The sequence below is a fragment of the Glutamicibacter sp. 363 genome, from assembly GCF_052379505.1.
GTDB lineage: Bacteria > Actinomycetota > Actinomycetes > Actinomycetales > Micrococcaceae > Glutamicibacter.
This window is the reverse complement of sequence record NZ_JBQSYR010000017.1, coordinates 54139-76489: the sequence shown is the minus strand read 5'-3', so window position 1 is coordinate 76489 and position 22351 is coordinate 54139. Positions and strand designations below refer to the sequence as shown.

Sequence of the window (22351 nt, the reverse complement as noted above, 5' to 3'; positions counted from 1 at the left end):
GGGTAATTCAGCTAATCCTAGCTGGCCAAAGAGCTAAGCTAGCGGCTTCTTGCTCGTTTCGACGGAGAGCGCCACGGCAATCAGCGAGACCACCGCAGCGCCCATCAGATACCAGCCCGGGGCAAGGACGCTGCCCGAGGAGGCGATGAGCAGAGTTGCGACGAAGGGCGCGGTGCCGCCGAAGAGGGCATTGGAGAGGTTGAAGGAGACGGCGAATCCCGAGTAGCGCACGCGGGTCGGGAACATCTCGGCCAGGAAGCTGGGCAGGGTTCCATCGTTCAGCGTCAGCATGGCGCCGAGCAGGACCTGGACCAGCAGGATCATGGCGAAGTTGCCGGACTCCAGCATCATGAAGGCGGGAACGGTGAACAGCACGAACAGCACCGATGCGGTGATCAGCACCCGGCGTCTGCCGAAGCGGTCCGAGAGCAAGCCGGTGAGGAAGATGAATCCGATGTACGTGGTCAGGGCCACCGTCGTCGCGATATAGGCCGAGGTGCGATCCAAGCCCAGCTCTTCGGACAGGTAGGTGGGCATGTAGCTGAGGATCACGTAGAAGCCCACGGCGTTGAGCAACACCGCTCCGGAGGCCTGGAGAAGCTGGCGCCAATGGTTCCGGAAGAGCGATGACACCGGAGTCTTGGAGGTATTCTCCTCCTTGGAAAGTTCCCGGAAGACGGGGGAGTCCTCGAGCTTGGTGCGGATGTAGCGACCGATGAGGCCCATCGGCGCGGCGAGCAGGAACGGGATGCGCCAGCCCCAGCTCTGCATCTGCGCCGGGTCCAGAAGCCCGGTGAGCAGGGCCGCCATCAGCGAGCCGAGCAGCAGGCCCGCCGCGGTGCTTGCCGGCACCACCGCGGCATACAGGCCGCGGCGATTGGCTGGCGCGTATTCGACCAGGAACGCCGAGGCCCCGGCGTACTCCCCGGAGGCGGAGAAGCCTTGCACCAGGCGAAGAGCGAGCAGCAGCAAAGGTGCGCCGATGCCGATGCTGGCGTAGCCCGGCAGCAGCGCGATGGCGAAGGTCGCTCCGGACATCAGCAGGATCGACCAGCTCAGTGCCTCGCGGCGCCCCACGCGGTCACCGATGTGGCCCCAGACGAAGCCGCCCAGCGGGCGGACCAAAAATGAGATCGCGAACAGCCCGAAGGTCAGCAGCAATGCCGTTTGGGGAGCCGATTCGGGGAAGAATACCGCGGCAATGGTCACGGCGAGATATCCGTAGGCCGCGTAGTCGAACCACTCCACGAAATTTCCGATGAAGCTGGCGGCGACCACCTTGCGGCGGGTCTGCGGGTCGACGGAAGCCGATGCCGGGCCGTTATCGGCCGAGAGTGCGGCTGCTGCGCCCGGTGGGTTGTTGTTGCTCTGGATCATGGGAGATGCCTCTGCATGGGGGCGGCGCCGGCCGCTTGGCCGCGATGCCGCGGGGATATCAGGTGGTGTCGGAACGCCGTTCGGAGCCCGATACTTGGCGCAGCGCCCGTGCATGCTGCGCATCAGATGGTTAAAGCAGCCGCGGGGCGGGGTTCGGGCCCCGCCCCGCGGTTATCGCTTGCCCTTAGGCATCGATGATGTTGTTCTCCGGACCGAAGCCGAACTTGGTGATGTTCTCGACGCCACCGTCCTCGCCGATGACCAGGATGTCGTGCTCGCGGTAGCCTCCGGCGCCCGGCTCGCCGTCCATGACGGTGAGCATCGGTTCCATCGAGACGACCATGCCCGGCTCGAGCACTGTGTCGATGTCCTCGCGCAGTTCCAGGCCGGCTTCGCGGCCGTAGTAGTGCGAGAGCACGCCGAAGGAGTGGCCGTAGCCGAAGGTGCGGTTGGGCAGCAGGCCGTGGGAAATGTAGATCTCGTTCAGTTCCGCGGCGATGTCCTTGCAGACCGCGCCGGGCTTGATGAGCTCCAGTCCGCGCTTGTGCACCTCGACGTTGACGTTCCACAATTCCAGGCTGCGGGCATCCGGCTCGCCGAGGAACAGGGTGCGCTCCAGCGCGGTGTAGTAGCCGGAGGTCATCGGGAAGCAGTTCAGCGAGAGGATGTCCCCGCGCTCAAGCTTGCGGGTGGTGGCCCAGTTGTGGGCGCCGTCGGTGTTGATCCCGGACTGGAACCAGACCCAGGTATCGCGCACCTCGCGGTGCGGGAAGGTCTTGGCGATCTCGTGCACCATCGCTTCGGTGCCGATCAAAGCTACTTCGTATTCGCTGATTCCTTCGCGGATGGCTGCCTTGATGGCTTCGCCGCCCAGATCGCCGATGCGCGCGCCGTGCTTGATGACTTCGATTTCCTCTGCGGACTTGATCATGCGCTGGCGCATGGCATCCTGCGAGACATCCACCAGCGCGGCACCACTGAAGCTGTCGGCGATCTGCTGGCGGGTCAACCCCGGCAGGGCGTCGTCCTCCACGCCGATCCGGGTCGCCTTCACACCGTCGCGCTTCAGCGCTTCCTGCAGGCCGTAGAAGAAGTTGTCGCGCTTCCAGTCGGTGTACACGATGTTCTCGCCGTAGCTGGTGCGCCATGGCATGCCGGCATCGATGTTCGCGGTCACCGTGGTGGAGTTCTTCGCGGTCACCACGAGCGCGTAGTTGCGGCCGAAGGTGGTGTACAGGAAGTCCGAGTAGTACTTGATGCCGTGGTAGCTGGTCAGGATGACCGCGTCCAGGGACTTGGCCGCCATGATCTGGCGCAGTCCGGCCAGGCGGCGTTCGAACTCGGCATCCGAGAAGGTCAGCTGCTGCTTGGCTCCGTTGTGCAGGGTCTTCAGTCGCGCCAGCTCGGAAACGTTGGTGGCGGTGTTTGCGGCGGTGGTCATGGTTTTGGCTCCTTGTAAGAAATGAAGTGTCAAGGTAGGCCGGCCCAATCAGATGGATTGCGAGGATTCATGGGAATCGCCGGTGAAGAGTTTACGAGTTGCAATGAACGCAACGTCGTTGCAAGAAGACTATGTGTGCTGCGGATCACTGTCAAGAAGTATTTTGGAAACCCTGCAGGCCCAAGTAAAAGAATCGGTGTGACTTGGAATGATCAATGCTTTCAGCGGAATGGATGAAGGCCGTGAGGCTCATTGTTTCGAGCTTCACGGCCTTCCTGGATGTACGGGTTTGCGCAGAACTAGCCCTGCTCGCCGTCCTTCGGCGCCTTCTTGCGGATGGCACCCTCCCCGTCTGGATCCGGGACGAAGACCAGGCTTGGATCCGGATTATTGATGTCCTTCTCCAGCTGCCTGATCGCCTTGTCTCGTTTGAGCAGCCGGCGGATCAGGTTGATGATCATCAAGATGATCACGAAGGAGAAGGGGAAGGCGCCGATGATCGTTCCGGTTTGCACGGTATCGACCACCGCGGTTCCACCCATGGTCAGCAGCACGGTCGTCACCGTAGCAACGGAGAGCACCAAGACGACACGGAACACCGGGCCGGACTTGTGCGGAGCCGAAACGAACTCACTCAGCGCATAAATCCCGGAGTCCAGCGAGGTGACGTAGTAGGTGGCAACCAGCACGGTGGCTACGACCAGCAGGACGGTTCCGATGACCGGTACCGAATCGAGCATCGCAAACAGGCCCGAGGAGGTATCGGCGGCCACGGCGTCGCTGATGCCGCGGTTGGACTGGTCGTCGTAGTAGATGGCGGCCGAACCGAGGATGGCTACCCAGACCATGACGATCAGCGATGGAATGATGGTCACGCCGAGAACGAATTCGCGAATGGTTCGTCCGCGCGAGATCCTGGCGATGAAGCCGGCCACAAATGGCGAGAATGCGATGACCCAGCACCAGATGAAGACCGTCCACCAGCCGTTCCAGCTGTCCTTCCAGCTCTCCAAGGTGGTGGCAGCCAACCCCGAATCGGTCCAGAGGCTCATAGTCGCGAAGTTCGTGAAGAAGCTGCCAAAGGTCTGGGACATATTTGAGATGATGAACAGCGATGGGCCGAAGACCAGTACCGCGGCGATCAAGGCGATGCTCAGAATTGAATTGAGCCCGCTGATCCGGGCCATGCCCTTGTTGATTCCGACGATGGCGGAGATCGAGGTGATGCCCGCGAAGACCAGGATGACCATCAGCCACATCATTGGGGTGGCGTTCAATCCGGTGAATGAGGTGAGGCCGGAGGAGAATTGCATGGCCGCAAAGCCGAAGGAGGTGGCCAGGCCGAGAACCGTCGCGATAATAGCCAGCAGCTCGATGACGACGCCCGCCCCGCGGCGCGACCAGCGCGGCAGGATATCAACCGTCGCCTCGCGGAAGGTGAGCGTCTTGCCCAGATTGTGGTGCGAATAGGCCAGGCAGACCGCGACGGCGCAGTACATGGCCCAGGCCGTCAGCCCCCAGTGGAAGTAGGTCCAGACGATGGCCCCCTCCTGGGCGCCATTCGGGCCGGATGGGATGACCGGATTCTCCTCGCGCAGCATGATCGGTTCGGCAACCGACCAGAAGATCAGCCCGATGCCCTGCCCGCAGGCGAAGAGCATCGAGTACCAGGCGAACTTGCTGTGCTGCGGTTTCGCCAGCGGCCCGCCAAGGCGGATCTTGCCCACGCGGCTCATCGACAGCCAGATGCAGACCACCACGGTGAACACGGAGTACAAGATGAACAGCCAGGTGAATTTCCCGGTCACGAAGGTGCGCATTTCGGAAATTGCGGCGGAGGCGGATGCCGGGTTGCCGAGCACCCAGATGATCACCGCAAGGATCAGCACCGGAGGGATTACGCGGATCAGCAATCGATCGATGGGCGGAATGTGCCGGCCCATGAATCGCGGAACCTCTACCTGTTGGCTTTCCCGGTCTCCTTGGCGCATGGCCTTGCCTGATTTTTTCCGGCCCTGGGACGTTGAGTGATCCACCGACATGCTAGTTCGCCTCCAGGGGCATGCCGCCGAGCAGCAATTCGTTCTTGAGGGCGTCGGCCACCTGGCTCGTGACGGTTTCGAAAAGCAGCCGCCCGCGCTCGGCGGTCGCCCCCTTTGCCGAAGAGAGGCAGCCGCTGTCCGGTGTCCGGGACGGGTCTTCGGGAAAAATGTCGTAGGGGGTGAGCTTTGCCGGTGGGTGGTCGACAACGCGATCCATGCTGACCAATTCGGGGTGCAGCAGCAGCATCAGCGACGTTTCGAGGATGCCTCCATGTTCTATGTCCCAGCCGAGGAAGCCGTCCGGGAAGACCTTGGACAGGGTCTCTTCGTCGACGAAGTCCCAGTAGGAAAGCAGCATGGCTCGGGCGGCGGATCCGGGATTGCGGGTGCTGGCCACCGCGTTGTCCAGGCCCTCGTAGATGAATTGGTAGTTCTCAAAATGCCCATTGAGCACGACAACATTGTCGAACCCCTGGGCTATGAATGAACCGACGACATCTTCAACCATCTGGCTGAGCGAGCAGCCGCCGAGGCTGACGGTGCCCGCGCGGTGGTTGCCGCCGCCGGAACGGGGCTGTGATTTGTAGCCGTAGCAAAGGGCAGGAGCGACCAGTGCTCCGGTTTTTTCTGCCACGGCTCCGGCGATGGTGCGTGAGAGCATTGCATCGACGCCCAGCGGCATGTGGGGACCGTGCTGTTCGGTGGCTCCGGCTGGAATGATAATGGTGGATCCGGTGCGTGCCAAGTGCTCCGCGTAGGTTTGGGCATCAAGCTCTTCGATGAATACTGAGTGCATGGAAATCTCCTGGCCCCAAGGGGCGCCGAAGCGCCGCGGAAGGGACTTGTTCTGTTTCGGAGTCTGGTTGCAGTAAACGCAACACTGTTGCACTGCATCATTTCAGTGGCTCAGGTCACAGTCAAGACCTCGCGTGAAATAATTTGACGCACCGGATGCACATTGAAGCCGCGCTGGATACCGGTCCGGAGGGGTTGCGGCGAGAAGCGCCGCTAGGCGCCAGGGCGCGAGGAAGCTGCCGATTGGCCTCCTGGATGCGCAGGCGATCGGCGGCATGCCTTGAGGGGTGCAACTCGGCGCGGAAATCCGCTGAGCCATTCGTTCCGCTGGCGGTCGCGCGCGGGGACGGCCCTTCGGCGACGAGTCGGGGTGGATCGGGGAATTTACAGGACCGCGCGCACCGACGACTCAAAGTGCACGATGTGTTCCAGCGCCAGCTCTTCGGCCGCATGGACGTCGCCGTCCAGAATGGCTTGGAGCAAGTTGGCGTGTTCTGAAATGTGCTCATCAACCGTGGGCATTCGGTCAAGCGTCATGCACCAGATGCGTGTGGCCAGGTTATCCAGTCGAATGAGGGTTTCTTCGAGGTGGTGATTGCCGGCCGCGCGATAGATCAGCCGGTGGACCTCCAGATCGTTCTCCATCAGCTCGCGGCGGGCAGTGGTCGAGTTCAGTGCGCCGACCGCCCTGACGGTGTCCTCCATCCGGGCGCGGGCGATCCCGCCGTGCAGGGCGGCGGCTTTTCCTGCCGCCAATGGCTCCAGGGCCTGGCGAACTTCGGTGATATCGGCCAGTTCGGTAATGTCAACGCGCGTGGCGAAGGTTCCGCGGCGCGAATAGGACTGCACGAGATGGTCGACTTCGAGGCGCTTGAGCGCCTCGCGCAGCGGGGTGCGTCCAAGGCCCAGCTCTTCGACCAGCCGGGCTTCGTTGATGGGGTCGCCCGGGGCGATGTCCATCATGATGAGCCGATCGCGCAGTACCAGATAAGCGCGTTCGGCCATGGACTCGCCGCCGCTAATCAGCTGAGCTGTCATGGTCATCGTGTCCTCCGAATTCCCGGCGCCATTGTGCCGAAATGCTATGCGTCAAAGAAATTCCAGCTAACCCATTGACTGGGTGTGACTCCCATCATACAGTGAATTACAGATTGATATATCAGTTGTCGGCAATTCATACATTTAGGAATGGGCAATGACTCTAACTACCTCCCTCGCAGCGGATTCGCTGACCGAGGATCTCGGAACCCTGGACCCGGAGATCGCGCAGCGCATCGACGCGGAGCTGGCTCGCCAGCAGCGTGGCTTGGAGATGATCGCTTCGGAGAACCATACCGCGCAGGCCGTGATGCAGGCGCAGGGTTCGGTGCTGACCAACAAGTACGCCGAGGGCTACCCGGGCCGCCGTTATTACGGTGGCTGCGAAGAGGTCGACGTGGTGGAGACGTTGGCGATCGAGCGTCTGAAGGCTTTGTTCGGTGCGGAGTATGCCAATGTGCAGCCGCATTCGGGGGCGCAGGCTAACGCGTCGGTGTTCCATGCGCTGGTTCGCCCGGGGGATACCGTGATGGGCCTGAACTTGGCTCATGGCGGTCATCTGACCCACGGGATGAAGATCAACTTCTCCGGTCGTCTGTTCAACATCGTTCCTTACGGTGTGGATGAGCAGACCTATGAGGTGGATATGGATGAGGTGGAGCGTCTTGCCGTGGAGAGCCAGCCGAAGATGATCGTGGCTGGTTGGTCGGCGTATCCTCGTCAGTTGGATTTCGCCCGTTTCCGTGAGATCGCTGACAAGGTCGGTGCGTACTTGTTCGTGGATATGGCGCACTTCGCTGGGTTGGTGGCTGCTGGGTTGCATCCTTCGCCGGTGCCTCATGCGCATGTGGTCACCTCCACGACGCATAAGACTCTTGCCGGTCCGCGTGGTGGCATCATCCTGACTAATGATGCTGATATTGCCAAGAAGATCAATTCGGCGGTGTTCCCTGGTCAGCAGGGTGGTCCGTTGGAGCATGTGATTGCTGGCAAGGCGGTGGCGTTCAAGATTGCTGCGTCGGCGGAGTTCAAGGAGCGCCAGGCGCGTACGTTGGCTGGGTCGCGGATTCTGGCTGAGCGTTTGGGCCAGGGGGATGTGGCGGCTAAGGGTATTAGCGTGTTGACCGGTGGTACGGATGTGCATTTGGTTCTGGTTGATTTGCGTCATTCGGAGCTTGATGGGCAGCAGGCCGAGGATTTGTTGGCGCAGGTGGAGATCACGGTGAATCGTAATGCGGTGCCGTTTGATCCGCGTCCGCCGATGGTGACTTCGGGTTTGCGTATTGGTACTCCGGCGTTGGCGACTCGTGGTTTCTCGGAGGCTGCGTTTGGCGAGGTGGCGGAGATTATTGCGCAGGCGTTGATTGCTGGTGCTGATGGTGATACTGGCGTATTGCCGGAGTTGAAGGAACGTGTTTTGAAGTTAGCTGCCGCTCACCCGCTGTACCCGAACCTGCCGAAGATTGGAGCATAATCATGGCTGACCTGCTTCCCGAGCACCCAGAATTTCTCTGGAACAACCCGGACCCGAAAAAGTCCTACGACGCGGTGATCGTCGGCGGCGGCGGGCACGGATTGGCGACCGCCTACTACCTGGCCAAGAACCACGGCATGACAAATATCGCCGTACTTGAAAAGGGCTGGCTGGCCGGCGGTAATATGGCCCGCAACACCACCATCATCCGTTCGAACTACCTGTGGGACGAATCCGCAGGCATCTACGAGCACTCCCTGAAGCTCTGGGAGCAGCTGCCCGAGGAACTGGAATACGACTTCCTCTTCTCCCAGCGCGGGGTCATGAACCTGGCCCACACCCTGGGAGATGTGCGCGAATCGGTCCGCCGCGTGGAGGCGAATAAGCTCAACGGCGTGGACGCCGAATGGCTGAGCCCGGAACAGGTCAAGGAAGCCTGCCCGATCATCAACATTTCCGACGACATCCGCTACCCGATCATGGGCGCCACCTACCAGCCCCGTGCCGGCATCGCCAAGCACGACCACGTTGCCTGGGCCTTCGCCCGCAAATGCAACGAGCTGGGCGTGGACCTGATCCAGAACTGCGAGGTCACCGGAATCCTCAAGGACGGCAACAAGGTCACCGGAGTGAAGACCAACCGCGGCACCATCCTGGCCGGCAAGGTCGCCCTCGCGGGCGCCGGCCACTCCTCGGTGCTGGCCGAAATGGCCGGCGTCGACCTGCCGATCCAGTCCCACCCGCTGCAGGCGCTGGTCTCCGAACTCTTCGAACCGGTGCACCCGACGGTGGTCATGTCCAACCACATCCACGTCTACGTCTCCCAGGCGCATAAGGGCGAACTGGTGATGGGCGCGGGCATCGACTCCTACAACGGCTACGGCCAGCGCGGGGCCTTCCACGTGATCCAGGAGCAGATGGCCGCCTCCGTGGAGCTCTTCCCGATCTTCGCCCGGGCCCACGTGCTGCGCACCTGGGGCGGCATCGTGGACACCACCATGGACGCCTCGCCGATCATCTCCAAGACCCAGGTCGAGAACCTCTACGTCAACTGCGGCTGGGGAACCGGCGGCTTCAAGGGCACCCCGGGTGCCGGCTGGACCTTCGCGCACACCATCGCCAACGACGAGCCGCACAAGCTGAACAAGCCGTTCGCGCTGGAACGCTTCGAAACCGGCTACCTCATCGACGAACACGGCGCCGCAGCCGTGGCCCACTAAGAAAGGGAACCAGCTCATGATGCTGATTGACTGCCCGAACTGCGGGCCACGCAATGAAACCGAATTCAAATTCGGCGGCCAGGCGCACGTCGCCTACCCGGAGGACCCGCAGGCGCTGAGCGACAAGGAATGGGCCCAGTACCTGTTCTACCGCAAGAACCCCCGAGGCATCAACGCCGAACGCTGGGTGCACGCCGCCGGGTGCCGCAAATGGTTCAACGCCCTGCGCGACACCGTTACCTACGAATTCAAGGCAATCTACGGTGCCGGCGAAGCCCGCCCGGCACTGCAAAACACCGAGGGAGGCACCCGATGAGCACCACCGATTCATACCGTCTGGACGCTGCGCAGGCAGCCGACGCCCGGGTGGACTACGCGCAGCCGCTCGACGTGAAGCTGAACGAGAAGCCGCTGTCCGCGCTGCGCGGGGATACCCTGGCCAGCGCGATGCTGGCCTCCGGCATCCGCCGGGTGGGCGACTCGCTGTACATGAAGCGCCCGCGGGGCATCTTCGCCGCCGGGGTGGAGGAGCCCAACGCGCTGGTCCACATCCACGCGCGGCACAGCGATGACGTGGACGAGTCGATGCTCGCCGCCCCGGTGGTTCCCGCCGCCCAGGGGCTGTCCGCCCGCACCCTGTCGGGCCTGGGCACCATGGATCCGCGCAAGGACGAGGCCTACTACGACCACGCGCACGTGCACACCGACGTGCTGGTGGTCGGCGCCGGCCCGGCAGGCCTGGCCGCCGCCCGCGAGGCCGCCCGCAGCGGGGCCCGGGTGATGCTGCTCGATGAGCGCGCCGAAGCCGGCGGAAGGCTGCTCGACGCCCCGGACGAACAGATCGACGGGATCGACTCCTGCCAGTGGATCGCCCAGGTCGCCGCCGAGCTTGACGCCGCGGAGGAGACCACCCACCTGCAGCACACCACGGCGCTGGGCAGCTACGACTCGAACTACGTGATCGCCGTGCAGCGCCGCACCGCGCATCTGGACGAAGCCCCGGCTCCGGGGGTCTCGCGCGAACGCGTCTGGCATATCCGCGCCGGTCAGGTGGTGCTCGCCACCGGCGCCCACGAGCGTCCGCTGGTCTTCGAGAACAACGACCGCCCGGGCATCATGCTCGCCGGCGCCGTCCGCTCCTACCTGAACCGCTACGGGGTGCGCGCGGGGTCGCAGATCCTCGTGGCCACCACCAACGACTCGGTCTACCCGCTGGTCACCGAGCTGGCCGCCAGCGGCGGGGTCGTCGCCGTCATCGACGCCCGTGAAAACGTCTCGGTGGCTGCCGCCGAGGCGGTTGGCACCGGGGTGCACGTGATCACCGGTTCGGTGGTCGTGGATACCGAGGCCGGCGCCAACGGCGAGCTGTCCGCCGTCTGGGTCGCCAGCCTGGATGCGCAGAACGATATCGGCGCCGCGCAGCGCCTTGAAGCTGACACCCTGGCCATCTCCGGCGGCTTCAACCCGGTGGTGCACCTGCACTCCCAGCGCCAGGGCAAGCTGGCCTGGGATGCCACCGTGCACGCATTCCTGCCCGCGGCACCCGTCGCCAACCAGCACCTCGCCGGTTCGCTCACCGGCCGCTTCGACACCGCCGGAGCGCTGGCCGGGGGAGCCGCCGCAGGTGCCGCGGCGGCCACCGCCGCCGGTTTCGAGACGATCGCCCGCGTGCCCGAAGCCATCGAGGTGGCTCTGGGCGAAACCCGCCCGGTCTGGCTGGTCCCTTCCCGCCTGGGCGAGGATGCGGTGCACTACAAGCACCACTTCGTGGATCTGCAGCGCGACCAGACCGTGGCCGAGGTGCTGCGCTCCACCGGAGCGGGCATGCGCTCGGTGGAGCATGTGAAGCGCTACACCTCGATCTCCACCGCCAACGACCAGGGCAAGACCTCCGGGGTGGCGGCGATCGGCGTGATCGCCGCGGTGCTGGGCATCGAGAACCCGGCGGAGATCGGCACCACCACTTTCCGTGCCCCCTACACCCCGGTCTCCTTTGTCGCCCTGGCCGGGCGGAACCGCGGCCAATTGCTGGACCCGGCCCGCGTCACCGCCATGCACCCCTGGCATCTGGCCCAAGGCGCCGCGTTCGAGGACGTCGGGCAGTGGAAGCGCCCCTGGTACTACCCGCAGGCGGGGGAGGACATGGACGCGGCGGTCTACCGCGAATGCGCCGCGGTGCGCGACTCGGTGGGCATGCTGGATGCCAGCACGCTGGGCAAGATCGAGATCCGCGGGGCGGATGCGGCCGAATTCCTCAACCGCATCTACACCAACGGCTACACCAAGCTGAAGGTCGGCATGGGCCGCTACGGGGTCATGTGCCACGCGGACGGGATGATCTTCGATGACGGGGTGACCCTGCGCCTGGCGCAGGACCGCTTCCTGATGCATACCACCACCGGGGGCGCCGCCGAGGTGCTGGATTGGCTGGAGGAGTGGCTGCAGACCGAGTGGCCGGAACTGGATGTCGTGTGCACCTCGGTCACCGAGCAGCTGGCCACCGTCGCGGTGGTCGGGCCGAAATCCCGCGCGGTGATCTCCAAGCTCGCCCCGGAGCTGGACGTGTCCAACGAGGCGTTCAAGTTCATGGCCTTCGCGGATACCACGCTGGAGAACGGCACCCCGGCACGGATCAGCCGGATCTCCTTCTCCGGGGAACTCGCCTTCGAGATCGCGGTGCCGAGCTGGTACGGGCTGGGCACCTGGGAGGCCGTCTACGCGGCCGGCGAGGAATACAACATCACCCCGTACGGCACCGAAACCATGCACGTGCTGCGCGCCGAGAAGGGCTTCATCATCGTCGGGCAGGACACCGACGGCACGGTGACCCCGCAGGACGCGGCCATGGGCTGGGTGGTCTCCAAGCTGAAGGATTTCGTGGGAAACCGCTCCTTCAGCCGCGATGACAACCAGCGCACGGACCGCAAGCAGCTGGTCTCCGTGCTGCCGGTGGACAAGACCCTGCGCCTGCCCGAAGGCACCGCGCTGGTCGGAGCCGGAACACCGTTCACCCCGGCCGACGGCCCGGTCCCGATGGAAGGCTGGGTCACCAGCTCCTACAACTCGCCCGCGCTGGGCCGGACCTTCGGCCTGGCCCTGATCAAGAACGGCTTCAACCGCATCGGTGAAGTCCTCAAGGCCCCCGTCGGCGACCAGCTGGTCGACGTCGAGGTCTGCGAAACCGTCCTCTACGACCCGGAAGGCAGCCGCCGAGATGGCTAAGCACAGCGTAATCGAACCAACCACCGATCTGCGCCGCTCCCCGGCCGCGCACCTGGCCGAGGCGATGGCCCGGGCCTCCGTCGCCGGGGCGCGCGCCGTCGCATTGCGCGAGATCGCGCTGGCCACCGCCGTGTCGCTGCGCGCGGTTCCCGGCAGCGCCGGGCACCAGGCGCTCGCGGCGGCCACCGGCGTGGGCTTGCCCGCCGGCGTCGGCGAGGTCGCCGGGTCCATCGAGGGCACCGCGGTGCTCTGGCTCGGACCGGATGAATTCATGGCCTTCAACGCCGCCGGGGAGGAGCTCACGCAGCCGCTGGACTCCGCCCTGGGCGAGGCGCCGGGCCAGGTCATCGACCTCTCGGCGAACCGCGCGGTGCTGGAGCTGCGCGGCGAGGCGGCCAGCCTGGTGCTGCGCAAGAGCTGCCCGGCCGATCTGCATCCGCGGGCCTTCGCGGTCAACCAGGCGATCACCACCACGCTCGCGAACGTGCCGATCCTGCTCTGGCGCACCGCGGAGAACAGCTGGTACGTCATGCCGCGCGCCTCGTTCACCGAACATGTGGTGCACTGGATGATCGACGCGATGGCCGAGTTCGCCTCGGACCCGGTCATCTAGCCGAAGCACGATCGGCAACAAGAGGGCACCTGGCGGGCCGGTCCATCTTCGGGCCGGCCCGCCGGTGTCCGGCGGCAAAAATTTGCGGACAAGACAGCGGCGCGCTGGCATACTGGGATTAGCGACGCAATCCCGTTGCGGCGGATGAAAATCCGCACTCGGCACGATCCGTGGGAGTCCTGATGACTGAGCGTATTTTGTTGGTTGGCGTTGAACTGGGGCAGGCACCGGCGGTCCTTGAAGCCGTCATCGAGCTGGCCGAGGCCACGGGCGCGAAGGTCATGTGCCTCTACGCGGACTCGGGCCGATTCGTCACCGAACGCCTGCCCACCGGAGAAATAGTCGAAGACACCACCTTCGACGGGGACGAACAGTTTCAGCAAGATTTCTCCCCGGCGCTCGCCGAACAGCTTTCGAAGGCCTTCGCCGGGACGAAGATCAGCTGGGCGGCGCGCACGGTCGCCGGAGATCCTGCCAAAGCTCTGATGCGGGTCGCCGCAGAGCTTGACGCGCAATTGATCGCCATCGGCACCCGGCGTCCGGGGCTGCGCAGCAGGATGGAAGAGCTGATGGATGGTTCGATCGCCGTTGCGCTGGCCCATCGGCAGTCCCGCCCGGTGCTCGTTGTCCCGCAGGTTCCCGGCTTCTTTGAGGCGCAGCCCGCCAAGTCATGAAACTTCGCTCGGCGGCGAAAATGTTTCTCTGGCTGGGCCGCTGGCCTACGATGAAGCCATGACTCGGCGTAACGTAGATCTTGCAATCATTGGCTCCGGTTCCGGCAATTCGCTGATTACCGACTACTGGGATGACAAGCAGGTAGCTATCGCCGAAGGCTCAACTTTCGGCGGCACCTGCTTGAATGTCGGTTGCATCCCGACGAAGATGTTCGTCCGCCCCGCCCATCTGGCCCGCGGGACCGAGGAAGCGGCCCGGCTCGGGGTGCAGATGGCCGTGGAGAAGGTCGACTGGCTGGCCATCCGCGACCGGATATTCGGGCGCATCGACCCGATCTCCGCAGGCGGCGAAGACTACCGCAAGCGGTTGGAGAACGTCGAGCTCATCTCCCAGTTCGTCACGCTGCGCGAAGGCAAAACCCTGCGGGCCGAAGACGGCACCGAAATCACCGCCGAGCAGCTGGTCATCGCCGCTGGTTCCCGCCCCACCATGCCCGAGCTGGAAGGCATCGAGCTGGACGGGGTGCACACCTCGGACACCATCATGCGGCTGGCGAAGCTTCCCGAACGGCTGGTGATCATCGGCGGCGGCTACATCGCCTGCGAATTCGCCGCAATCTTCTCCGCGCTGGGCACCGAGGTCATCCAGCTGGTCCGCTCCGGAGCGCTGATGCGCCACCTGGATGCCGAAATCCGCGGGGCCTTCAACGCAGAAGCGACCGGCCACTGGCAGGTGCGCTATCACACCGAAGCCCGCGCGCTGCGCCCGGCCGATTCCGGGCTGGACGTGGTGCTCGGGTCCGAAACGCTGCGAGCCGACGCGGTGCTGGTGGCCATCGGCCGCACCCCGAATACGGATCTGATCGGCGCGCGGGAAGCCGGCCTGGATCTGCACGAGGACGGCCGGCTGCAGGTGGATCAATACCAGCGGGTGCTGCGCGGCGGGCAGCCGGTGACCGGCACCTACGCGTTGGGGGACATCAGCTCACAAACGCAGCTGAAGCATGTGGCGAACTACGAGGCGCGGCTCGTCGCCCACAACTTGGAACACCCCGGGCAGCTGCGCAAGAACTCCGATCGTGCGGTCCCGGCAGCGGTGTTCACCCACCCGGAACTTGCCACCATCGGGCTCACCGAGGAAGAAGCGCGCGCGCAGCTCGGAGCGGAGCACCTCACCGTGAAGACGCAGAAGTTCGGGGACACCGCCTATGGCTGGGCGATGGAGGACCGCTCCGGTCTTTTCAAGGTGCTGGCCGACAAGCGCACCGGCCAGCTGGTCGGCGCGCACGCCATGGGGCCGGAGGCCTCGAACCTCATCCAGCCGGTGATTATGGCGATGAACCTGGGCATCGATGCGCACACCGCGGCCACCGGCCAGTACTGGATCCACCCGGCGCTGATGGAGGTCGTGGAAAACGCCCTGCTCGGTTTGGATGTCCCGGACTCTGGGCTGCTCTAGACCTCGAAATACAGTGCCAGGTGCAGCTTGCACCCGGGGTTGAAGAGCGCATCGCAGGCAGGGCAATGGCTCGCGCCCAGATAGTCCGTGACGCTCAGCTGCGCTTTGCAGACTCCGCAGAGCACCGCCGGTTCGCCGAAGCGCTCCGCGGGCCAGAGTCGTACCTGGTGGCCGGCAACTTCCGCGTGGCACAGGTGGCACGGATAGTACTGTCCGCAGCAGAAGTGCTTGATAGCGATGATATCGACGTCCTGATGATAGTGGGCGCAGCGCGTCTGCGGGTCGACCTCGACCCCGCGGACCGTGGGTGTATCGCTCATTTGTGCTCCTTGGTTCGTGCAGCGCCCGAGAGCCTGCGGTGCTCCTACGCTACCGCGAGGACGCGCGTTGCCGGGCAGAACCCGAAACCATTGTGCATTGATGCACGCTCGATGTGCGAAAGCGGAACCCGCAATGGGGCGCCAACACCTACCTTCCAAGGGTGATCCAGGACATACTCGTGATTGATCATCACAGGTGGGGTTCGGTGGCTGAATGAATAATATTTTTAGTCAGTGCCCTGGTTGGTGCGGTGCTAGGCAGGCATGCTGGTGGAGCGGGCTAGCCGTGTGGGGGTGAATGGAAAATTTATTCACTCATCGTCTTGCACCAGATTCGTGGATGGCGGTCCGGTCGCAGCGGAACGGCAGCCCGGTCTGCGGGTGCTGGGACTGTTGTTCGGTCCAGATGGGAAACCGTCAGTTGCTCCTCTGACTCACATTGCTCGATGCCCGACCTGGCAGGGGGTGCAGCTCGGCGCTCACCGGTGTTGGTACGAGGTTCGTTTGGTTCTGGATGTCCACTCGCCGCACTCCGCAGGCATTGCAACGCACGTAGATGACATAGCCGATCGAAGTAGGGTGCTTGGACTCGCTGATCCAGCTGTGCTCGTGGGTGCCGACGAGCGACGTGTTTTGCTGAGTTTTGATGTTCTGTTTAATGTGCATACTACTACCATGATGTAATGGTCTTATGCATCTCAACCCTTACGGAGAATATGCGGTTCTGCTAGCTGCCTCGCTCGCCTCGTCCTGGCCGGAAGACCGTGCCGGAATCGTCTCTCGCGCACGGGAATTCGGAATGACAGTTCCCTTTCCCGAGGAAACGGGGGACTACATTGCGGTTCGCCGTGTCATCGACGACTGGCTGACCGTGGTGGATGCACCGGACCCGCAAGAGCGTGCACGCATCCTCAATGAGCACATGGCCACCGCCTCTGCGTATCCGCGGCTTACCGACCACGATGATGAAGGGTGGCATCTGCACTACCGGGATGACGACGCGCGCGCCTTGCCCCACGTGCTCTCGGCTGTCTTCAGCGTGGGAACCGCCTTGCATCTCACCACCCGTGGGATGCACCGGCTGCACCGCTGTGCCGCGGGAGCGACGCCGGGGGATCCCTGCACGGCGGTGGTGGCCGATGTGACGCGCAACGGACGGCAGCAGTATTGCTCGGTGCGCTGCGCGAATCGGGCGGCTGTGCGCAGGCATCGTGCCCGAGCGGCGGCGGGCAGCGACTAGTGCGGACTGGCTGCAATCGAGGGGCAACGGGTTCGGGGCTGCCCTTTGCCTGGGTAGTGCGCCAGTTCAGCAGTCGAAGGGCGGGATGAACCAGTTGCCATTTGCGGCGGCATCGTTCAGCGCACGCACCGTCGCATGCACCGCCTTGTTGCGCAGCGCCTCCTCGCGGCCCACCAGCCAGTACTCCGAGGTGTAGGAGAACTGATCGTGCAGCACCGGCGCCAGGGTCGGGTACTGCTCGGAGAGGAAGACCGGCAGCAGGCCTAGTCCGGCGTGGTTCATTGTCGCGGCGAATTGCACCGCGATACTGGTGGAGGACACCGAGCGGCGCATCGGCGGAAATAGGCTGGTTGCGTCGTCGAGCTTGTCCGCGGTCAGCGCGGTGTCGATGTAGTAGTTCAGATAGTGCTCGCGCAGGCCCTCCAGCGTGGTGGGGGTGCCGCGCCGCTCCAGGTACTCGGCGGTGGCGTAGAGCCGCAGCTCATAGTCCATCAGCTTCGGGGAAACCGCGCGGTGAGCAACGCGGGCCGGCCGGTGCAGGGCCAATCCCTGATGGTGCTGGGCCTGGGCGGGGTGGGCATGGCGGCGCTGCTGGTAGCCATCGCCCATACCGCAGGCTGGAAGCGCCCGGCCCGGCTGATCGCGGTGGATATGAACCGCGAGAAGCTCCGGCGCGCACTGGAGCTAGGTGCCACCGAGGCGCTCACCCTCATCGGCTCCTACCTCGGCTCGGCCGTCCCCGCCCGCGACATCCCCTACTACGAACAGCTCTGGCGCGACGGGCTGCTGCCGGTCGAGGAATTGCTTACCGGCCAGCGCCCGCTGAGCGAAATCAATCTGGCCTTCGACGAGCTCGCCGATGGGAGCAGCATCCGCCAGTTGATCACCTTCGACTGACCACGCCAGACAACGGCGCCAGCCGTGATAGTTTAGCGATTATGTCCGTGAAGAATGAGCCGCCCGCCTTGCCGAACCTGCGTGAGGCCGGCGGGATTCCCGCCGCCTGGCTCGACTCCATGCGCACGATGCTGTCCGAAGAGCTTCGCCATCTGATGCTTGGCACCAGCGTCGCCGGGCTGGAGCGGGCCCCGGACCTGGGCATCGCGCAGCACGGTTCGCTCGGCGACTACCGGTCCGCCCACGGCTTGAGCACCCGGCGCTTCGAACGCCTCGCGGAGCGGCTGGTGGACTCCCGGTGAGCATCCCCGCACCGACCTCCGGTCCGCGGGCCTTGGCCACGCTGACCGACCGGCAGATCTTCGATTACCTGTGCCTGCGCCAGCCCGCCACGCGCACCGATATCGCCGATTCTCTGGGCCTTTCCAAACCCACCGCCTCCCAGGGGATCTTGCGCCTCCAGGAAAACGGCCTGGTCAGCTCCGTAGCTGCCGACTACGATCCGAAGGCCGCGGTCCGGCGCGGACGTGCCCCGGAAAGCTACGGAATCAACCAGGACTTCGGCCATCTGCTCGGCCTGAGTCTGGAAGCAGGCACGCTGCTGGGCCGTACCACCGATCTGTCCGGCCGCACCCTGGCCGACGCGCACCTCGCGGTGCCCACCGAGGCCAGCGCCGCGGCGGTGCAGCAACTAGCGGCGGACATGGTCCAGGAATTAATTGCCGCCAGCGCGGGGCAGACCCTGGCCGCGGGGGTATCGCAAAGTTCGCCGGTGCAGCGCGCCGGAGAGCAGAGCACGGCGCTGCCCACCCCGGTTTATGCCGGTTCCTCGGCCTCTGTGGCGCCGCTGGTGCGCGAGCAGACCGGGGCTCCGACCAGCTTGGACAATGACGTGAACTGGATGGCGCAGGCACAGATCGCACTCGATGCGGGCCGTGCTGCCGGGTCCTTCGTGCTGCTCTATGTGGGGCCCGGTATCGGCACGGCGTTGGTCATCGACTCCAAGGTGCACCGCGGCGCCAGCGGCACCGCCGGCGAGCTGAGCGCGCAACGCTTCGCGGAACACACCTTCCTGGAGCGATTGCGCGCCGCCGGGCTGACCGAGGCCGGCAGCTCCCGGGTGGATTGCGCCCGCCTGCTGCGGGCGCTGAGCGGGAAGGAACCGGACGATCACCTGGTCGCCGGGCTCACCGAGTTGCTGGCCGACGTGCTGGGCAACCTGCTGGCGTTTTTCGATCCGCACCGCTTGGTGCTCTGCGGTCCGCTGGCTCCCTTCGAGTCCTTCACCATTGGTCTGCAAAGTGCGCTGGCCCGTAGGATGGGGCTGGGAAGAACCGAGTTTGAGGTCAGCACGCTGGGCGAGGATGCGGCACTGCGCGGGGCGCTGCATGGGGCGAGGTCGAAGCATCTGGTTCGGCTTTGGTCCAGCTACCGGGCAGAAGCCGTCTAGGCGTTGACTGCGAACGCCGCCGCTAGCTATTGTTAAGAGTCCTTAATATAGTTTCTGGTTTGCTTTCCGTGGGTACCCCACGGCATGAACCACTTGCAGGGGAGTATCCTGATGGCAACATCTGACGCATCGGCAGCTGAGTCGCAGTACGCTGCCATCGGCCTTGACCTGGGCGGATCATCGATCAAATACGCCTTGGTCGACTCCGCCGGCAAGCTCGTGGAGAGCACCTTCGGCCAGGCCACCACCCCTGAGGGTGCCCACCCGGACGCCGTGGCCCAGGTGATGACGGAGATTATCGGCGAGCTGCAGCGGCTCACCGGCGAAGAGCTGGACGGCATCCCCGCCGGCGTCACCGTGCCCGGCGTGGTGATCGACGGGGTGGTGCATACGGCCGCGAATATCGATGAGGCCTGGATCGGATTGGATGCCACGGCGATGCTGGGCCAGCTGCTGGGCCGCGAAGTTTCGGTGCTCAATGACGCCGACGCGGCGGGCATGGCCGAGGTATACGCCGGCGCCGGCTCGCAGGACGGCCGGCCGATCAAGGGCAGCACCTTGTTGCTGACCCTGGGTACCGGCATCGGATCGGCGTTCTTCCGCGACGGGGTGCTCTTCCCGAATGTGGAATTCGGGCATCTGGAGATCGACGGCTTCAACGCGGAGAGCAAGGCCGCCGCCCGGGTGATGCGCGAAGAGAACCTCAGTTGGGAGCAGTACATCGCGCGCCTGCAGCGCTACCTGTCCCACGTCGAATTCCTCTGCAGCCCGGATCTGATCGTCATCGGCGGCGCGATCTCCGAAGACCATGAGCAGTTCTTGCCGCAACTGAAGCTGCGGGCCAAACTCGTGCCGGCAGAATACAACAACGCCGCCGGGGTGCTGGGCGCCGCGCATCGCGCCCTGCACTCGGGCACTTAGGAACCTATGCATACCATTGACCCGAACGCCCAAATCAAGCTCGTCGCCGTTGACATGGACGGCACCTTCTTGGACGGTGAGGGCCAAATCCCCGACGCGGCCTGGGCCGTGATCGACGAACTGCAGGATCGGGGCATCAGCTTTGTCCCGGCCTCCGGGCGGCAGTTCGCCACGTTGCGCGAACAGTTCGCGCAATTGGGCGAAATCGCCATCATCGCCGAAAACGGCACCGTGGTGATGCACGGCGAGAACGAGATCTATTCGAACATCATCGCCGGAGAGTCGGTCGCCGCGGTGATCGCCGCGGTCCGCGGCCAAGGGCAGCTGAATGCCGGGCTGGTGCTCTGCGGCCGCCGCACCGCCTATGTGGAACGCAGCGACGCGGCCTTCGCTGCCGCGATCGCCCCGTACTACCGCGCGGTGGAGGTCGTCGAGGACCTGGCCCAGGTGCAGGACGAGATCATCAAGATGGCGGTGAACGTGGGCACCGGCGCGGTCCAGGAGATGGCCGCGGCCCTGGACGTTGAGCTGCAGGTGGTGATCTCCGGAAGCCATTGGGTCGACGCCATGAACCACGGGGTGCACAAGGGCCTTGCGCTCAACGCGCTGCAGGAGAAACTCGGCGTCAGCGCCGGTGAAACGGCGGTCTTCGGTGACTACCCGAACGATCTGGAAATGATCAAGGCCGCCACCTATTCCTTCGCCATGGCCAACGCCCACCCGGTGGTGGCCGCCGCGGCGAACTTCACCGCCCCGGCGAATACCGAGCACGGGGTGCTGCAGGTTTTGCGTGCCTACCTCCAGGGCCGCAGCGAACTCTGACCCCGTCTGCCTTTGCGGGTGCCGGGTTTCAAACTGGCCGCACCGCGCTGGGCAGGAATTTGGCCGGGAAACGAAGAGCGCCCCAGTCTCGGCACACGGTGCCGAAGCTGGGGCGCGGTCAGCCGATGGCCGCGAGGCCGAAAGCCTAGCGGCCGTCCTGTTCGGCCAGATGGTTGGCGATCGCGTCGAAGGCGCGGATAGTGGGGAAGAGCTTGGAGGCATCCTGCGGCAGTGGCCAGCTGGAGAGCTTCACGCAGACCATCTTCGTTGCGGGATTCATGTAGATCATCTGCCCGTGGATGCCCAGCGCCAAGGCAACATTCGACTTGGGGTAGGGGAACCAGATCTGATTGCGGTAATGCCCGCCGGGCATCATATTATCGCCCGGTGAATCGGCGAAGGCTTTGAGCTGGTCTTCGGTGGCGGTGAAGGTATCGCGAATCCAATCTGGCTCGAATACCTTCTGCCCGGTCAGCGCCACCCCGTCATTGACGTACAGGTGGCCGAGGCGCGCCAAGTCGCGCAGGGTCGCATTGAAGCCGCCGTCGTACATGCCGGTGCCGAATTGGTCGGTGCCCATCACCAGGTCCTGCTGTGCGCCGATCTTGGCCCATACATACTCGGAGAGCAGCTGCGCCATGCGCGCACCGCCGGCCGCCTCCAGTACCCAGCCGAGCACATCGGTCTCGCAGGAACGGTACTCGAAAGGACCGCCGTGTTCGGTTTTGGACTTCAGCGTCAGCAGGTAGTCGTACATCCCGATCGGGCCGATCGCGCCGCTGGGTTCGGTCCAGCCGATGGCCTCCTCCAGCAGGCGCACCTCGGCTTTCGGGTCCAGATACTCCTCGGAGAACTGGATGCCCGAACGCATGTCCAGCAGGTGGCGGACGGTCGCCCCGGCATAGCCCGAGCGTTCCAATGACGGCACATAGTCGGTGACCAGCGCGTCCACGTCCAGCTTTCCGGCGCCTACCAGCGCGCCCGCCACGGTGCCCACGACGGTCTTGCTCATCGACATCAGCAGATGGTCGGTCAGCGAGGTCATGGTGTTGTAGTACTTCTCCACCAGTACCCGGCCATTGCGCATCACCAGCAGGCCATCGGTGTTCGTCGAGTTGATGACCCCGCGCACGGTCATCGACGGTTCGGACGCGGAGACCTTGGCTACCTCAAGCTCGCCGATCTCCATTTCGGTGAACGGCAGTTTCGCGATCGCGTCATCGCCGCGGGAGACCTTGGTGGTAGGCAGGAACTCGGCGATGTTCTGGAAGGATATCTGGATGTTTTCCGGATACTGCCAGTTGGCGATCGTTAACTCGGTTGTCGCTAGGCCGCTGGTCATCTGC

22 protein-coding genes are annotated in these 22351 nt (G+C 64.5%); 13 read left to right on the top strand and 9 right to left on the bottom strand.

Features of this window, described 5'->3' with window-relative positions; genetic code table 11:
* Positions 1-33: 33 nt before the first annotated feature.
* From ACT3UA_RS11920 to ACT3UA_RS11900, 5 genes are all read right to left on the bottom strand, one after another.
* Positions 34-1377: an MFS transporter gene (locus ACT3UA_RS11920; protein WP_096286660.1), complete on the bottom strand. Its 1344-nt coding sequence runs from the start codon at positions 1375-1377 to the stop codon at positions 34-36.
* 184 nt (positions 1378-1561) lie between these two features.
* Positions 1562-2818, bottom strand: a complete 1257-nt coding sequence (locus ACT3UA_RS11915; protein WP_444616620.1) for an aminopeptidase P family protein — start codon at positions 2816-2818, stop codon at positions 1562-1564.
* Between the two features lie 299 nt (positions 2819-3117).
* On the bottom strand, positions 3118-4809 hold the full coding sequence (locus tag ACT3UA_RS11910) for a BCCT family transporter (RefSeq protein ID WP_444616644.1): 1692 nt from the start codon (positions 4807-4809) through the stop codon (positions 3118-3120).
* Between the two features lie 52 nt (positions 4810-4861).
* Complete coding sequence (locus ACT3UA_RS11905; RefSeq protein ID WP_096286664.1) at positions 4862-5656, bottom strand: creatininase; 795 nt, start codon at positions 5654-5656, stop codon at positions 4862-4864.
* 383 nt (positions 5657-6039) lie between these two features.
* The gene (locus ACT3UA_RS11900; RefSeq protein WP_096286666.1) at positions 6040-6699 is read right to left on the bottom strand and encodes a GntR family transcriptional regulator; all 660 of its coding nucleotides are present in this window, start codon (positions 6697-6699) and stop codon (positions 6040-6042) included.
* A 151-nt stretch (positions 6700-6850) separates the two neighbouring features.
* Between ACT3UA_RS11900 and glyA the strand changes: the two genes are divergently transcribed.
* From glyA to ACT3UA_RS11865, 7 genes are all read left to right on the top strand, one after another.
* Positions 6851-8167 carry a serine hydroxymethyltransferase gene (gene glyA, locus ACT3UA_RS11895; RefSeq protein WP_096286668.1) on the top strand — a complete coding sequence of 439 codons (1317 nt, stop codon included), beginning with the start codon at positions 6851-6853 and terminating at the stop codon, positions 8165-8167.
* Positions 8168-8169: 2 nt separating this feature from the next.
* Entirely contained in the window at positions 8170-9387 is a 1218-nt protein-coding gene (locus tag ACT3UA_RS11890) for a sarcosine oxidase subunit beta family protein (protein ID WP_096286670.1), read from the top strand.
* A gap of 16 nt (positions 9388-9403) precedes the next feature.
* Complete coding sequence (locus tag ACT3UA_RS11885; RefSeq protein WP_096286672.1) at positions 9404-9703, top strand: sarcosine oxidase subunit delta; 300 nt, start codon at positions 9404-9406, stop codon at positions 9701-9703.
* On the top strand, positions 9700-12609 hold the full coding sequence (locus ACT3UA_RS11880; protein ID WP_444616616.1) for a sarcosine oxidase subunit alpha family protein: 2910 nt from the start codon (positions 9700-9702) through the stop codon (positions 12607-12609). The genes ACT3UA_RS11885 and ACT3UA_RS11880 overlap by 4 nt, the downstream gene beginning before the upstream one ends.
* A complete protein-coding gene (gene soxG, locus ACT3UA_RS11875) occupies positions 12602-13222 on the top strand; it encodes a sarcosine oxidase subunit gamma family protein (protein ID WP_444616614.1) in 621 nt (206 codons plus the stop codon). The genes ACT3UA_RS11880 and soxG overlap by 8 nt, the downstream gene beginning before the upstream one ends.
* A 182-nt stretch (positions 13223-13404) precedes the next feature.
* Positions 13405-13896 (top strand): universal stress protein, encoded by a 492-nt coding sequence (locus ACT3UA_RS11870; protein WP_096286678.1) that lies wholly within the window; start codon positions 13405-13407, stop codon positions 13894-13896.
* Between the two features lie 58 nt (positions 13897-13954).
* Positions 13955-15355: a mycothione reductase gene (locus ACT3UA_RS11865; RefSeq protein WP_444616612.1), complete on the top strand. Its 1401-nt coding sequence runs from the start codon at positions 13955-13957 to the stop codon at positions 15353-15355.
* Here ACT3UA_RS11865 and ACT3UA_RS11860 read toward each other — a convergent pair.
* Positions 15352-15675 carry a CHY zinc finger protein gene (locus ACT3UA_RS11860; RefSeq protein ID WP_096286682.1) on the bottom strand — a complete coding sequence of 108 codons (324 nt, stop codon included), beginning with the start codon at positions 15673-15675 and terminating at the stop codon, positions 15352-15354. The two genes, ACT3UA_RS11865 and ACT3UA_RS11860, sit on opposite strands and share 4 nt — an antisense overlap.
* A 417-nt stretch (positions 15676-16092) precedes the next feature.
* On the bottom strand, positions 16093-16341 hold the full coding sequence (locus tag ACT3UA_RS11855; RefSeq protein WP_096286684.1) for a hypothetical protein: 249 nt from the start codon (positions 16339-16341) through the stop codon (positions 16093-16095).
* Positions 16342-16366: 25 nt separating this feature from the next.
* On the opposite strand from ACT3UA_RS11855, the gene ACT3UA_RS11850 reads away from it, so the two are divergent.
* Positions 16367-16915: a CGNR zinc finger domain-containing protein gene (locus ACT3UA_RS11850; protein ID WP_096286686.1), complete on the top strand. Its 549-nt coding sequence runs from the start codon at positions 16367-16369 to the stop codon at positions 16913-16915.
* A gap of 66 nt (positions 16916-16981) precedes the next feature.
* Here the strand turns inward: ACT3UA_RS11850 and ACT3UA_RS11845 are convergent, their stop codons facing one another.
* Positions 16982-17407 (bottom strand): LysR substrate-binding domain-containing protein, encoded by a 426-nt coding sequence (locus ACT3UA_RS11845; protein WP_176484189.1) that lies wholly within the window; start codon positions 17405-17407, stop codon positions 16982-16984.
* 21 nt (positions 17408-17428) lie between these two features.
* On the opposite strand from ACT3UA_RS11845, the gene ACT3UA_RS11840 reads away from it, so the two are divergent.
* The 5 genes from ACT3UA_RS11840 (at position 17429) to ACT3UA_RS11820 (ending at position 21005) form a co-directional block, all read left to right on the top strand.
* Entirely contained in the window at positions 17429-17812 is a 384-nt protein-coding gene (locus ACT3UA_RS11840; protein WP_176484190.1) for a hypothetical protein, read from the top strand.
* Between the two features lie 41 nt (positions 17813-17853).
* Complete coding sequence (locus ACT3UA_RS11835) at positions 17854-18114, top strand: hypothetical protein (protein WP_141393542.1); 261 nt, start codon at positions 17854-17856, stop codon at positions 18112-18114.
* On the top strand, positions 18111-19262 hold the full coding sequence (locus ACT3UA_RS11830; protein ID WP_141393543.1) for an ROK family transcriptional regulator: 1152 nt from the start codon (positions 18111-18113) through the stop codon (positions 19260-19262). The genes ACT3UA_RS11835 and ACT3UA_RS11830 overlap by 4 nt, the downstream gene beginning before the upstream one ends.
* A 111-nt stretch (positions 19263-19373) precedes the next feature.
* Positions 19374-20183, top strand: coding sequence for a polyphosphate--glucose phosphotransferase (ppgK, locus tag ACT3UA_RS11825; RefSeq protein ID WP_096286693.1), 810 nt, complete (start codon positions 19374-19376; stop codon positions 20181-20183).
* Positions 20184-20189: 6 nt separating this feature from the next.
* Positions 20190-21005, top strand: coding sequence for an HAD family hydrolase (locus tag ACT3UA_RS11820; RefSeq protein ID WP_096286696.1), 816 nt, complete (start codon positions 20190-20192; stop codon positions 21003-21005).
* A 145-nt stretch (positions 21006-21150) separates the two neighbouring features.
* Here the strand turns inward: ACT3UA_RS11820 and ACT3UA_RS11815 are convergent, their stop codons facing one another.
* Positions 21151-22347, bottom strand: a complete 1197-nt coding sequence (locus tag ACT3UA_RS11815) for a serine hydrolase domain-containing protein (RefSeq protein ID WP_444616607.1) — start codon at positions 22345-22347, stop codon at positions 21151-21153.
* Between the last annotated feature and the right edge of the window lie 4 nt (positions 22348-22351).